The sequence below is a fragment of the Falsiruegeria sp. JB4-1 genome (genome assembly GCF_055693495.1).
In genome coordinates, this window is record NZ_JBVFTZ010000001.1 from 2,092,227 (window position 1) to 2,106,101 (window position 13,875).

10 protein-coding genes and 3 pseudogenes are annotated in these 13,875 nt (G+C 58.0%); 8 read left to right on the top strand and 5 right to left on the bottom strand.

The genetic code is table 11. The features are described from left to right. The first annotated feature begins 35 nt into the window (after positions 1-35). The 3 genes from ACZ1HE_RS10745 (at position 36) to ACZ1HE_RS10755 (ending at position 3,990) form a co-directional block, all read left to right on the top strand. Complete coding sequence (locus ACZ1HE_RS10745) at positions 36-995, top strand: Bug family tripartite tricarboxylate transporter substrate binding protein (RefSeq protein WP_472624441.1); 960 nt, start codon at positions 36-38, stop codon at positions 993-995. Positions 996-1,075: 80 nt separating this feature from the next. Then, positions 1,076-2,485 carry an acylating sulfoacetaldehyde dehydrogenase gene (gene sauS, locus ACZ1HE_RS10750; RefSeq protein ID WP_472620753.1) on the top strand — a complete coding sequence of 470 codons (1,410 nt, stop codon included), beginning with the start codon at positions 1,076-1,078 and terminating at the stop codon, positions 2,483-2,485. Further along, positions 2,482-3,990, top strand: a complete 1,509-nt coding sequence (locus tag ACZ1HE_RS10755) for an AMP-binding protein (protein WP_472620754.1) — start codon at positions 2,482-2,484, stop codon at positions 3,988-3,990. The genes sauS and ACZ1HE_RS10755 overlap by 4 nt, the downstream gene beginning before the upstream one ends. 52 nt (positions 3,991-4,042) lie before the next feature. Here the strand turns inward: ACZ1HE_RS10755 and typA are convergent. Both typA and ACZ1HE_RS10765 read right to left on the bottom strand, forming a co-directional pair. Next, positions 4,043-5,864, bottom strand: a pseudogene (typA, locus tag ACZ1HE_RS10760) (translational GTPase TypA). Positions 5,865-5,944: 80 nt separating this feature from the next. Next, a complete protein-coding gene (locus ACZ1HE_RS10765; protein WP_472620755.1) occupies positions 5,945-6,280 on the bottom strand; it encodes a DMT family transporter in 336 nt (111 codons plus the stop codon). Positions 6,281-6,746: 466 nt separating this feature from the next. On the opposite strand from ACZ1HE_RS10765, the gene ACZ1HE_RS10770 reads away from it, so the two are divergent. Both ACZ1HE_RS10770 and ACZ1HE_RS10775 read left to right on the top strand, forming a co-directional pair. Next, positions 6,747-8,009 carry an agmatinase family protein gene (locus ACZ1HE_RS10770; RefSeq protein WP_472620756.1) on the top strand — a complete coding sequence of 421 codons (1,263 nt, stop codon included), beginning with the start codon at positions 6,747-6,749 and terminating at the stop codon, positions 8,007-8,009. Positions 8,010-8,215: 206 nt separating this feature from the next. After that, positions 8,216-8,533 carry a DUF3299 domain-containing protein gene (locus tag ACZ1HE_RS10775; protein ID WP_472620757.1) on the top strand — a complete coding sequence of 106 codons (318 nt, stop codon included), beginning with the start codon at positions 8,216-8,218 and terminating at the stop codon, positions 8,531-8,533. Between the two features lie 12 nt (positions 8,534-8,545). Here ACZ1HE_RS10775 and ACZ1HE_RS10780 read toward each other — a convergent pair whose 3' ends face one another. The 3 genes from ACZ1HE_RS10780 to ACZ1HE_RS10790 are packed head-to-tail and all read right to left on the bottom strand — an operon-like array spanning position 8,546 to position 10,604. Then, positions 8,546-9,709, bottom strand: a complete 1,164-nt coding sequence (locus ACZ1HE_RS10780; protein ID WP_472620758.1) for an HD domain-containing protein — start codon at positions 9,707-9,709, stop codon at positions 8,546-8,548. Then, positions 9,706-9,951: a hypothetical protein gene (locus ACZ1HE_RS10785; RefSeq protein ID WP_472620759.1), complete on the bottom strand. Its 246-nt coding sequence runs from the start codon at positions 9,949-9,951 to the stop codon at positions 9,706-9,708. Before ACZ1HE_RS10785 ends, ACZ1HE_RS10780 begins: the two co-directional genes overlap by 4 nt. Next, a complete protein-coding gene (locus tag ACZ1HE_RS10790; protein ID WP_085795704.1) occupies positions 9,951-10,604 on the bottom strand; it encodes an alpha/beta hydrolase in 654 nt (217 codons plus the stop codon). Before ACZ1HE_RS10790 ends, ACZ1HE_RS10785 begins: the two co-directional genes overlap by 1 nt. 179 nt (positions 10,605-10,783) lie before the next feature. Here ACZ1HE_RS10790 and iscR point away from each other — a divergent pair. From iscR to sufB, 3 genes and pseudogenes are all read left to right on the top strand, one after another. Beyond that, positions 10,784-11,246 (top strand): annotated as a pseudogene (gene iscR / locus ACZ1HE_RS10795) (Fe-S cluster assembly transcriptional regulator IscR). Positions 11,247-11,283: 37 nt separating this feature from the next. Further along, positions 11,284-12,326: pseudogene (locus ACZ1HE_RS10800) on the top strand (cysteine desulfurase family protein). A gap of 18 nt (positions 12,327-12,344) precedes the next feature. Next, positions 12,345-13,868 carry a Fe-S cluster assembly protein SufB gene (gene sufB, locus ACZ1HE_RS10805; protein ID WP_472620760.1) on the top strand — a complete coding sequence of 508 codons (1,524 nt, stop codon included), beginning with the start codon at positions 12,345-12,347 and terminating at the stop codon, positions 13,866-13,868. Positions 13,869-13,875: the final 7 nt, after the last annotated feature.

Consider the following 13,875-nt stretch of genomic DNA (forward strand, 5'->3'; position numbering starts at 1 on the left):
AACGCGGCTGATTTCCAAGGGAGGAAACACTCATGATGAAAAACTGGATCGCAGGGGCCGCCGTGGCCTTGATGGGGATGACGGGGGGCGCAATGGCGCAGGATTACCCGGATCGCCCAGTGATGATGATGGTGTCGTATGGCGCAGGTGGTGCCACCGATTTCCAGGCGCGGATCGTGACCATGACCGCAGGGAACGAGGACGCGCTTGGCATGCCGATCGCGATCATCAACAAGCCAGGCGCCGGTGGGCGTGTTGGTTGGAACTGGCTAGCGACGCAAGCCGATGCCGATGGATATACGCTAGGTGCATATAACGTACCCCACTTCATCGCGCAGTCGATCAAAGGCGGCGTCTCGTATTCGACCGACAGCTTTGAACCCATCGCCAACTGGGGTGCGGACCCGGCCGTGTTTGTTGTGGGCGCGGATAGCGAATTCAACTCGATGGATGACGTTGTGGCCTTTGCCAAGGAAAACCCGGGCAAGCTGACCTTCTCGGGCGCAGGCCTGTTTGTGGGCCACCACATCGCAGCGCTGCAGATCGAAAAGGCGGCAGGCGTCAAGATGGCCTATATCCCGACCAAAGGCGGCGGTGCTGCCGCGATGAAGGCCGTGATCGCGGGTGAAGTCATGGGCGGGGTCAACAACCTGTCCGATGCCTTCCGTGCGCAACAGGCGGGCAACGTCAAGATCCTTGGTGTGGCTGACCTGGAACGCAGCGCCTTCTTGCCGGATGTTCCGACAATGAAAGAGCAGGGCCTGGACGTCGACAACGCTTCTGTGAACTTCCGCGGTGTCATGGTGCCCAAAGGCACCCCGCAAGAGGTGATCGACAAGCTGGCCGCAACCGTACCGGCAATGTTCGAGAACAGCCGTGTCGCGAAAAAGATGAAAGCAGGCGGTTCGCCCATGCACATCATGAACCGTGACGAGGTGATCGAAATGTGGGCCGCGCGCGAAGCAACTCTGAAAGAGCTGCTGGCGGGTCTCTAATCATAACTCCCTGAGAGAGGCGGCGGATGTGCCGTTGGCTGCTGCCGCCTCGCTCGTAGACTTTTACAGGACATTTACCGATGAACGCTCATGATGATCTTGCCGCCATTGATGCGATTGTTGCCCGCGCCCGGGCCGCGCAGGCGGCGTATGAGGCCGGTGCCGATCAGGCCCGCTATGACAGGGCCGCGCAAGCCGCTGGCTGGGCCATCATGGAACCCACCCGCAACAAAACGCTCGCTGAACTGGCGGTAAAGACGACTGGTCTGGGCAATGTTTCGGACAAGATTACCAAGAACCACCGCAAGACGCTTGGTCTGTTGCGTGACATCGCAGACGCAAAAACGCATGGCGTCATCAGTGATGATCCTGCGACCGGCATCACCGAGATTGTGCGCCCTGTGGGTGTTGTAGGGGCTGTTGTCCCTTCGACCAACCCGGCGGCGACCCCGGCAAACAACATCATCAACGCGCTGAAAGGCGGCAACGCCATCATCGTGGCCCCATCGCCCAAGGGCGTCGCCAGCTGCGAGCTGCTGCTCGACTATGTTCATGCCGAGTTTGACAAGGTCGGGCTGGACCGTGATCTGGTTCAGATGGTTCCGGCGCCCGGCTCCAAGGCCAAGACCCAAGCCCTGATGGAGGCCTGCGACCGCGTGATTTGCACCGGCAGCCAGAACAACGTCCACCGCGCGCAGACCGCTGGTACCCCGGCCGTAGCTGTGGGGGCGGGCAATGTGATCACCATCGTGGATGAAACTGCCGATCTTCAGGCCGCGGCGGAAAAAATCACTGCCTCCAAGACGTTCGACAATGCCACGTCATGTTCGTCCGAGAACGCAGCCGTGGTGGTTGATGCAGTCTATGACGCCTTTGTGGCCGAGATGGCCAAGGCAGGTGGCGCGCTGGTGCCTGCAGATCAGGCCGACACCATCATTGGCAAACTCTGGCCCGATGGTCATCTGAACCGCGAAGTCATCGCGCAGGACGCCGACAAAATGTTGGTCGCCCTCGGCATGGCCGGTCAGGTCCCTGCCGACACCAAATTCATCGCTGTTGAGACCGATGGCATTGGCTCAGATCATCCGCTGAGCGGGGAGAAGCTCAGCCGCGTGCTGGCCCTCTATCGCGCAAGCGACTATGAGGCCGCAGTTGAAACCGCCAAGCGCGTGCTGACCTATCAGGGCGCTGGCCATTCGGTCGGTATCCACACTGATCAGGATGATCGTGCGGTGGAGCTTGGCCGCTCGATGCCCACCTGTCGGGTGATCGTCAATCAGGCGCATACTTTTGCCACCGGTGGGTCGTTCACCAACGGCATGCCGTTCTCTCTTTCGATGGGGTGCGGCAGCTGGGGTGGCAACTCAATCGACGATAACCTGCATTGGAAGCACTTTGTTCAGTCTACCAAGGTGATCCGCGAGATCCCTGCGCGTGAGCCGTCACTGGACGACGTGTTTGGTGCCTACTGGGCCGAGGCAGGCAAATGAGCGTCGCGTCGAACCGCCCGCCCAAAGGGACAATCCGAGACTGGATTGATGCCCGTGCCGAAAGCGGTGGAGAAGGTTTTGTCTTTCCAGAAGGTGAGGCCGCGCTGCGCTGGTATGAGCTGCGCTTGTCTGCACGCCGGATCGCGCAGGATCTGACCGCGCGTGGTATTCAGCCCGGCGAAAGCGTGGCGCTGATGATGCCCAACGGACGCGCAGCTGTCGAAGTGCTGTTTGGCGTGCTCTATGGCGGGTTCCGGGCCACAATGATCAATCTGGTCGCGGGCAATGAAGCGATCAACTATGCACTGGATCACAGCGGTGCGCGCTTTGCCTTTGTTGGCCCCGCACAACAGAATCTGTTTGCGGCGACGACACCGGGCAATGTGCAGCCTCTCGACCCCTCGCGTCTAGGAGATGGGGAAGAGGTCAAACTGCACAAGGTTACACCTGATAGCCATGCGCTCTTGATGTATACCTCGGGCACCACCGGCAAGCCCAAAGGAGTGGTTCATACCCAGGCCAGCCTGCTTGCCGGTGGCTGGACCACCGCCGTGGCCCATGCCCTGACACCCGAGGATCGTGGCCTATGCGTGCTGCCGATCTATCACATTAACGGGCTCTGCGTGACCGTCATGGGCGCGCTTGTGTCGGGTGGATCGCTGGCAATGTGCTCGAAATTCTCGGCCTCTCGCTTCTGGCAGTACTGCGCCGAAGGTGAGGCGACATGGTTTTCGGTTGTGCCGACGATCATTTCGCACCTTCTGGCCTCGGACAATGATCCGGACACAACCACTCGAGACCGCCTTCGGTTTGGGCGCTCGGCCTCTTCAGCACTGGCACCGGACGTTCAACGCGCGTTTGAGGCTCGTTTTGAAGTTCCGATTATCGAAACCATGGGGCTGACAGAAACGGCGGCACAAATCTTGTCCAACCCAATGCCTCCGGGCGTACGCAAGATCGGTTCACCTGGCTGTGCCTATGGCAATGAAGTCGCTATTTTTGGGAATGATCTCAAGCCGGTAGCGGCGGGAGTTGAGGGGGAATTGGTGGTTCGAGGTCCGAACGTCATGCTCGAATATTTAAACAACCCCGATGCGACGCGCGATACCTTCACTGCTGATGGGTGGCTGCGCACTGGTGATTTGGGTCGTCAGGACGCGGATGGCTATGTCTTTGTCACTGGTCGCCTGAAAGAGCTGATCATCAAAGGCGGTGAAAACATTGCCCCGCGCGAGATTGACGAGGCGCTGTACACGCACCCGGATGTGGTTGAGGCAGCCGCCTTTGCGCGACCTTGCAAGTCATATGGCGAATTGGTCGAGGCCGCCGTTAAGCTGCGGGACGGGTCAGATCAGACCGAAGACAGCCTAAAAGCGCTGTGTAAATCCAAAGTCGGTGCGTTCAAGGCGCCGGACCGGGTTTACATTCTGGATGACCTGCCCAAAGGGCCATCGGGCAAGATCCAAAGACGCCTGCTCGTTGAGATGACCGTTTCCGAGACTTGAGCTGAAAACAAAAAAAGGAGGCTCTGATCAGAACCTCCTTATGTTTCTTTGGTCAGTTTGCCGCTTTGGACATCCGCTTGCGTTCATGCGGGTCCAGGTAACGTTTGCGCAGGCGCACGTTGTTGGGGGTCACTTCGACCAGCTCGTCGTCGTTGATGTAGGCAATTGCCTCTTCCAGTGACAGGGTCATTGGCGTGGTCAGACGCACCGCATCGTCGGTGCCCGAGGCGCGCACGTTGGTCAGCTTTTTACCCTTGAGCGGGTTCACTTCCAGATCGTTGTTGCGCGAATGCTCGCCGATAATCATGCCGGTATAGACGTCGGCCTGCGCGCCGATCATCATCTTGCCACGCTCTTCGAGGTTCCACAGAGCAAAGGCAACCGAAGAGCCATTTTCCATCGAAATCAGGACGCCTGCACGACGGCCCGGGATCGACCCTTTGTGCGCGGTCCACCCATGGAACACGCGGTTCAGAACGCCGGTGCCGCGGGTGTCGGTCAGGAATTCGCCGTGATAGCCGATCAGGCCACGCGACGGAACATGTGCGATGATGCGGGTTTTGCCTGCACCTGCGGGGCGCATTTCAACCAGCTCGCCCTTGCGTGCGCCGGTCAGCTTTTCGATCACCGCGCCGGAATACTCGTCATCGACGTCGATGGTGGCCTCTTCAACCGGCTCCATCCGCACGCCGTCTTCTTCGCGCATGATCACCTGCGGGCGTGAGATCGACAGTTCGAACCCTTCGCGGCGCATGTTTTCGATCAGAACGCCCATCTGCAGTTCGCCACGGCCCGACACTTCGAACGCGTCACCGCCGGGGGTGTCGGCGATCTTGATGGCGACGTTGGATTCCGCCTCTTTCATCAGACGGTCGCGGATCACTCGTGACTGCACCTTTTTGCCATCACGACCGGCCAGTGGGCTGTCGTTTATGCCGAAAGTTACGGTGATGGTGGGCGGATCGATGGGTTGCGCGTCCAGTGGTTCGTCCACGGCAAGCGCGCAGATGGTGTCAGCCACGGTGGCCTTGGCCATGCCTGCGATGGACACGATGTCACCGGCTTGCGCCTCTTCGATGTCCTGCTGGGCCAGACCGCGGAAGGCCTGGATTTTGGTAACGCGGAACTGCTCGATCTTTTGGCCGATGCGGGTCAGGGCCTGCACAGTTGCACCGACCTTGAGCGTGCCGGATTCAACACGGCCGGTCAGGATGCGGCCCACGAAAGGGTCGGACCCCAGAGTGGTGGCCAGCATGCGGAAATCTTCGCCTTGGCGCTTGATCTGCTTGGGCTCGGGCACGTGGTTGACGATCAGGTTGAACAGTGCGTGCAGGTCCTGACGCGGGCCATCGAGTTCGGCGTCCGCCCAGCCATTACGGCCAGAGGCATACATGTGCGGGAAATCCAGCTGATCTTCGTCGGCGTCCAGCGAGGCAAAGAGGTCGAAACACTCGTCCAGCGCGCGATCCGGCTCGGCATCCGGCTTGTCGACCTTGTTCAGCACCACGATCGGACGCAGTCCCAGTGGCCAGCGCCTTGGAGGTCACGAACTTGGTCTGTGGCATGGGACCTTCGGCAGCGTCCACCAGCAGTACAACGCCATCCACCATCGACAGGATCCGTTCAACCTCGCCACCGAAATCGGCGTGGCCGGGGGTGTCAACGATGTTGATCCGCGTGCCTTTCCATTCAACGCTGGTGGGCTTGGCAAAGATGGTGATGCCGCGCTCGCGCTCCAGGTCGTTGCTGTCCATGGCACGCTCGGCCACAGCCTGATTTTCCCGGAATGCACCGGATTGTTTAAGCAGCTCGTCAACCAGGGTCGTTTTACCGTGGTCAACGTGAGCAATGATTGCGATGTTTCGCATGTCCATGAGAAATAGGCCTTTGAACGGAGAGTTGCCGCGCGCATACAGTGCTGTGGCGCAATATACCAGCGAAAAGACAAGAGGTCCTAGTGGCTGGCGGAATTCGAGAAGAGATGGATGATCAGGATACCGGAAATGATCAGGCCAAGGCCAAGAATGGCAGGAAGATCGAGCCGCTGCCCAAAGACCAAAAAGCCGATGATCGCGATCAATACGATACCCAATCCCGACCACATCGCATAGACGACACCTACGGGCATGTACCGCAAGGTGATCGACATGAAATAGAACGCCAACCCGTATCCGACAACCACAACCACCGATGGCCAAAGCCGGGTGAACTGTTGGCTCGCTTGCAGGGCTGTTGTCCCGATTGTTTCGGCAATGACGGCGATTAGCAAAAAGAAATAGGCCTGAGGCATAGGGCACGTCCAAGGTTGGCTTTGGGGGAGAAGGCGCTGCGGCCGCCTTAGGTGGTGTTAATCACAAAACCCATTTATTGGGCAATATGATTTCTGTGGTGCGAATTTTGTGCGATTTCAACAACAAACGCGCCAAAACAGCGCTGGTCGGGGAAACCTGACTTTGAATTGGTAGGTATGGCGCCTATATTTGTTAATGTTTTGTATTTGTTTTGAAAGGTTCACGTTATGACACCATTTGCAAAGAAGATTATTCTTGCTTCGTCTCTGCTGGCAGCGGTCGGCTGGGTTGTAAGCGCAGCGTCGGCTTGATGCCGGGCTTCTGATCCATTGGATGTGCTAATTGTAAGCGCTTCCATCATAGAATGTCGAAAACAGGGGCCATTCGGGCCCCTGTTTTTGTTTGAGAATTCGGCAACTTGGCTCACACTGAAGGAAGCTGATCACATTCGGAGGGGAGAACGAAATGAGAATACCTATTCTGGCTCTGCTATTTGTAGTTGGTTCTGCAACGCAAGGCACCGCACAAGTGTTTGGAAGCGAATACGAAGGTGATCCACAGCCGTTGCGAGAGGGAGAGCAGCCAGTGATCCCCTTGGACACTGGGGATCCTACACTCAACGTTTGGCGCACCCCGCTGGAAACGTTTGAAGGCGAACGAGAAGGGCGGACACCGGGTCTTGTTGATACCCAGCGGTTCTTGAACATGGGGTGGGGGCAGATACCGACCTTTCTGAATCAGCCGCTGGCGTTTACGCCCGAAGACCTTGCTGCAGCCAAGGTGGATGTTGCGATCATGGGGGCCTTCACTGATATGGGCTCTGGCGCACGGGGCGCGTCGCGTGGACCCAATGCGGTTCGAAACTCGGCAATCTATCTGCCTTACGGCGTTCGTGCGCCGCACATGCATGTGATGGTCGATCCGCTGACCGAAATGACAGTTGTCGACTACGGCAACGCACCCAACGACATGATGAGCACCGAGCGAACCGTTCACGCTGTGCGGTCTTTTGTGCGGCAAGTCGCCGAAGTTCAGCACGAAGACGGAAGCCGCGTGATCCCAGTTATTATTGGTGGTGATCATTCCTTGATGTATCCGGATGTGGCTGCGCTGGCAGACGTCTATGGCAAAGGCAACGTGGGCGTTGTGCATTTTGACGCGCATTATGACGCGACCAAATACTTGATGGGGCATCTTATCGGCCACGGTATGCCGATCTATCGTCTGATCGAAGAGGGGCATCTGCCCGGCAAGAACTTCATCCAGGTGGCTTTACGGGGCTACTATCCAGACGAAAACTCGTTTGAATGGATGCGCGAGAACGAGTTGCGCTATCACACGATGGCTGAAATCGAGCACCGCGGTTGGGACGCCGTGATGGAGGATGTGATTGCCGAAGCCAACGATGGTCCCGAACACATCTTTATCTCGTTCGATATGGACACATTCGATCCGGCGTTTGTTCCGGGCACGGGCACGCCCGAACCGGGTGGGCTGATGCCGCGCGAAATTTTTCCGATCCTGCGCCGCCTGTGCGCGGAATCCAATGTCGTTGGGTTCGAAGTTGTAGAACTCGCGCCTTTGATGGATCCGACTTATGTGTCTGCGTTGAATGCAAACCGTGTGGTTCGGGAATGTCTGACCGGGATTGCCATGCGCAAGAAGGGCATCACCGAACCAGACTACAAGAGCCCGCTTACGGTTAGCCATGGTCAGAACGACAATTAAGGCGCTATCAACAGCCGTGCTGGTCCTGTTTGTCCAGCACGGCGCGCCGAACGCCGAGCCACTGCTGCCCACTTGGAAAGAACTGCGCAAAGAAAGACCTGCCGAATGTCTGGCCTTTCTGGAACAGTATTTGGCCCATCCCGACTGTGCCCAACAAACCATGATGGCAACATTGGCTGCAAACCGGATTGCCCAGTGCACTTTGGGTGACAGTTCATTGGACGGCAAAACCATCACCATTGCGGGGTATGCACATCCGTTCGAGATTGGCGTTCAGCGGCGTAACAGAGTTCCTTTTGATCCCGCGCGCGCCGCAGGACTGCCGTCACCCGCCGCCACCCTTGCCAGATCAGGTCGTTTCGGTGGAGTTCCCAGAGGGTTTGGATATCAACCTTGATCCGGTTTGGGTCACTGGCGTTTTACGCGTGCGAGCAGGCAAGACCCATCTTGCTCCGTTCAGCTACTTTCTTGAGGCGACTACCGTTGCACCAGCCGTAATCCCTGATGTGCCCGAAAGCGGGTGAGGGCCTCTATGATCAGGCCGTCTGCATCTTGTTGAAATGCGCGACGAGTTGCGGGCGCAGCCAAGCCCACAAACCGGGTGCGCCGCGCTCGACCGGAACGCCGACCCGCTGATCTATTTGCTCCAGAGTGACCTTGTATTCCACCCAGCTGCCGCCGCCGTTTTCCAGATTGGCGATCGGGGTTTGTACACGATCCACCGATTTGGCGAACTGCGCGTCTGGTGTCTCAGCAGCCTCAAATTCATGCCACAACGCGTGCAGGTCGTTGTATTGATCCTCTGGTAGCAACCCAAAAAGCCGTTCGGCTGCGGCCTCTTCCTTGGCGGCCATGGCGGCGTGGTCAACTTGCCCGTGAATGGGCGCATCACCTGCGTCGATCTCGACAATGTCATGGATCAGCAGCATCCGCAGAACACGGTCGATCTGCACTGCCACACCGGCCTGATCCGCCAGAACCATCGCATAAAGCATGATGTGCCAGGAATGCTCGGCCGAGTTTTCAAAGCGCGAGTCGTCGATAAGCCGCGAGGCGCGATAGATCGACTTGAGTTGATCCGCCTCGGCCAGAAACGTCAGCCAGTTGGGCACAAGCCCGGTGTCATAGTTGTCCGTGCCCCCCAACAGTCGCTTGGCGTACCAATAGATTTCGGGGCAGGCGTGCTGCAGATAGGCGGCCCGGCCCGAGGCCAGATTGTCACGCACGATTTGCAGGTGATCTTGCAAAGGATCCGGCGCGCATAGCACCTGGAACAAGGGTTGAGACCGATCCAGCAATTTGGCGAATTGCGCATCCGGCGTTTGATCGTCTTCGAACTCGGTCCAAAGCGTCAGGTACTCCGCCGCCTGATCATCCGGTAGAATTCCAAAAATGCGCCGTGCTGCCTGTTGTTCGCGTTCTGCGACCGCACCCCAATCCACGGCTTCGTGAATGGGGTGATCGCCCACGTCAATTTCGACCAGATCGTGAAGCAGCAGCATGCGGATCACTCGATCCAGTGACACGTCAGGGCCAGCCATCGGGGCAAAGATCAGCGCATAAAGCGCCAGGTGCCAGCTGTGTTCGGCCGAGTTTTCGGGGCGTGAGAGATCCAGCAAAACGTTGGAGCGATCCACCCGTTTCAGCCGGTCGGCCTCTTTCAAAAAGGCAACCTGTGCTGAAATGCGGGTGTCGGTCATTGTGTCTGCTCAGCCTCTTTCGCGGCCTTGAATTCGGTCGCTTTCTTGATCAAGAACTTGCGCGCCACACGTTCAGCAAGGCGCACACGAACTTCGGTCAGATACGCTTCTTCCAAGGACTGCGATGCCGCGGCCAGCACATCGCCGACCTCGACATACAGACGATCTTCACCGGTCTGATCCATGACCTTCATCGTGTCCTCGGCCAATTTGGCGGCCAGGGCGTCGATTGTTCCCGACATCAGCGGGTGTTCTCGGTCAGGCGACGTTTCACATAGTCGGTGGTCGTCGTCATCAGGGTGTCCATATGCGGATCCTGGAAGAAGTGATCGGCGCCTTCGACCTCTTCATGGGTGATGGTGATGCCCTTTTGCTCGTGCAGCTTGTTGACCAGCGACACGGTGTCCGCAGGCGGGGCCACGCGGTCGGCCGAACCGTTGATGATCAGGCCAGAGGACGGGCAGGGCGCCAGGAACGAGAAGTCGTACATGTTCGCGGGCGGCGATACGCTGATAAAGCCGGTGATTTCCGGGCGGCGCATCAAAAGCTGCATGCCGATCCAGGCCCCGAAAGAAAACCCAGCAACCCAGCAATGTTTGGAGTTGTTGTTCATCGACTGCAGGTAATCCAGCGCCGATGCCGCATCGCTCAACTCACCCACGCCCTGATCGTATTCGCCCTGGCTGCGGCCCACGCCGCGAAAGTTAAAGCGAAGGACAGTAAAGCCCATGTTGTAGAACGCATAGTGGAGGTTATAGACCACCTTGTTGTTCATGGTCCCGCCGAACTGTGGGTGCGGATGCAGCACGATGGCGATCGGTGCGTCTTTTTCCTTTTGCGGGTGGTAGCGGCCTTCCAGACGGCCTTCTGGTCCGGGAAAAATCACCTCGGGCATATGTGCGTTCATCCTGTTGTTATATTCGTGCCGTTCGGAATGTTGACGAATTCCCTAAGGCACTTTAGAACGGTTCTAACTACGGCGCAGCGTCATTTGACACCGTCATTGCGGAATACGCATAGATGGTGAAAAGGTCAATGATTGCGCGCAAATGTCACAGGTGGGGAAGGCCTAAGATGAAACTATCGACAAAGGGACGTTACGCGATGGTCGCACTGGCCGACATCGCGCTGCAACCTACTGATACGCTTGTGACATTGGGTGAAATCTCCGAACGTCAGGATATCTCGCTGCCCTATCTGGAGCAGTTGTTTGTCAAACTGCGACGGGCGGATCTGGTGACATCGGTGCGTGGCCCCGGTGGTGGATATCGTCTTGCACGGTCCGCATCCAAGATCTCGCGTGGTCGAGGTTCTGGCCGCCGTGGATGAAACTGTGGATGCCATGCACAAGGGGGCAGGCGCTTCGGGCGGATCATCGGGAAGCCGCGCTCAATCGCTCACCAATCGTTTGTGGGAGGGGCTGAGCGCCCATGTTTATGTCTTCCTGCATCAAACCCGGCTCTCGGACGTGATCAAGAACGATCTCGCCCCGTGCCCTGCGGTGCCTAGCATTTTTGCCGTGGTGGACGCGGAATGAGAGCCAGCGGCTTAATCATGTCAAAAAAGATGCATCCATGACGCGTGTTTACCTGGATCATAATGCGACAACCCCGCTGCGCCCCGAAGCGCGCGAGGCGATGATTGCCGCAATGGATACCTGCGGGAACCCGTCTTCTGTGCATGCCGAGGGGCGTGCCGCCAAGGCTTTGGTCGAAAGGGCGCGGGCGCAAATCGCCACAGCCTTTGGCGCAGATGGAGCAGATATCGTGTTCACCTCAGGCTCCACCGAAGGGGCGGCACTGACTTTAACGGGACGTGGCTTGCGCGGATCTGGACTTGAGCATGACGCGGTAAGGGCTTGGATTGATGAGGATTTACCGGTTTCCAATGCGGGGAATGTAACGGTATCCGATCCGGCATCGTCAACGCTTCAACTTGCCAACTCCGAGACCGGGATTGTGCAGGATTTGCCCCAAGGCCTCGCCGTCACGGATGCAACACAGGCCTTTGGCAAGCTGCCCATTGCATTCAACTGGATGGGCGTGCAGATGGCTCTGATCTCGGCGCACAAGCTAGGTGGCCCTAAGGGAATCGGTGCGGTGGTCATGCCACGCGGCACCGACTTGCAAGCGCAGATCAAAGGTGGCGGGCAAGAGATGGGGCGCCGCTCGGGCACCGAAAACGTGCTTGGGATGGTCGGTTTTGGTGCCGCAGCCCAAGCGGCCGCCCGCGATTTGGCGGATGGCGTATGGGAACGGGTTGCGGAACTTAGAAATATTCTAGAAAAGGCTCTTGAGGCTGGATCAAGCAAGACTATTTTTGTCGGGAATGGACAAAAACGTTTGCCCAACACGCTGTGTTTTGCCACGCCCGGTTGGAAGGGCGAAACACAGGTGATGCAGATGGACCTGGCCGGATTTGCCATCAGCGCGGGCTCTGCCTGCTCGAGCGGCAAGGTCAAGGCCAGCACAGTGCTGACCGCGATGGGATATGATGAGGCCACGGCAAGCAGCGCGATCCGCGTGTCGCTGGGGCCCGAGACGAGTGAAGAAGATGTGCTGCGCTTTGCTGACGCGTGGCTGCTAAAGGAAAGAAGCATCACGCGCGTGCTGCGTGATCTGACGGAGGGTTTGTCATGGCCGCATTGGACCAGACACAGGTAAAAGACGGCGTTGATCAGGAAACCGTGGACGCGGTTCGCGAGGTCGGCGGCGCTTATAAATACGGTTGGGAAACCGATATTGAGATGGAATACGCCCCCAAAGGGCTGACCACCGATATTGTCCGTCTGATTTCGGAAAAGAACGAAGAGCCCGAGTGGATGCTGAACTGGCGGCTCGAGGCGTATGAGCGCTGGCTAACCAAGACCGAACCAGACTGGGCGATGGTCGACTATCCCGAAATCGATTTCCAGGACCAGTATTACTATGCTCGTCCCAAGTCGATGGAGGTCAAGCCCAAGTCGTTGGACGAAGTCGACCCCAAGCTGCTAGCCACTTACGAAAAGCTGGGCATCCCGCTGAAAGAACAGATGATTTTGGCAGGCGTTGAAGGGGCAGAAAACATGCCCGCCGAGGGCCGCAAGGTCGCTGTGGATGCCGTGTTTGACTCCGTCTCGGTTGGCACAACGTTCCAGGCTGAATTGAAAAAAGCGGGCGTAATCTTCTGCTCGATTTCCGAGGCGATCCGCGAACACCCTGAGCTGGTCAAGAAGTACCTGGGATCGGTCGTTCCGGTGTCGGACAACTTTTATGCCACGCTGAACTCGGCTGTGTTCTCGGACGGTTCGTTCGTCTACGTGCCGCCGGGCGTGCGCTGCCCGATGGAGCTGTCGACCTATTTCCGCATCAACGCGGAAAACACTGGTCAGTTCGAACGCACGTTGATCATCGCCGATAAAGGAAGCTATGTCAGCTACTTGGAAGGCTGTACTGCTCCGGCGCGTGACATCGCACAGCTGCACGCGGCTGTGGTCGAGATCATCATCGAAGAAGACGCCGAGGTGAAATATTCGACCGTTCAGAACTGGTATCCTGGTGATGAAAACGGCAAGGGCGGCATCTACAACTTTGTGACCAAACGCGCTGACTGTCGCGGTGATCGGTCCAAGGTTATGTGGACACAGGTGGAAACCGGCTCGGCCGTGACCTGGAAATACCCGTCGTGCATTCTGCGCGGCAACGAAAGCCAGGGCGAATTCTATTCGATCGCCATTGCCAACAACATGCAGCAGGCTGATACCGGCACCAAGATGATCCATCTGGGCAAGGACACCAAGTCGCGGATCGTGTCCAAAGGCATCAGTGCGGGTAAGGCGCAGAACACCTATCGTGGTCTGGTTTCGATGCATCCCAAGGCCAAGAACGGGCGCAACTACACCCAGTGTGACTCGCTGCTTATTGGCGACAAATGCGGGGCGCACACGGTGCCGTACATCGAGGTCAAGAACAACTCGGCCCGGGTCGAGCACGAGGCGACCACATCCAAGGTGGACGACGATCAGCTGTTCTACTGCCGCTCGCGCGGGATGGACGAGGAAGAGGCGGTCGCGCTGGTTGTGAACGGCTTCTGCAAGGACGTTCTACAGGCCCTGCCGATGGAATTCGCCATGGAAGCCCAGCAACTGGTAGCTATCTCTCTTGAAGGATCAGTCGGTTAACTGGAAG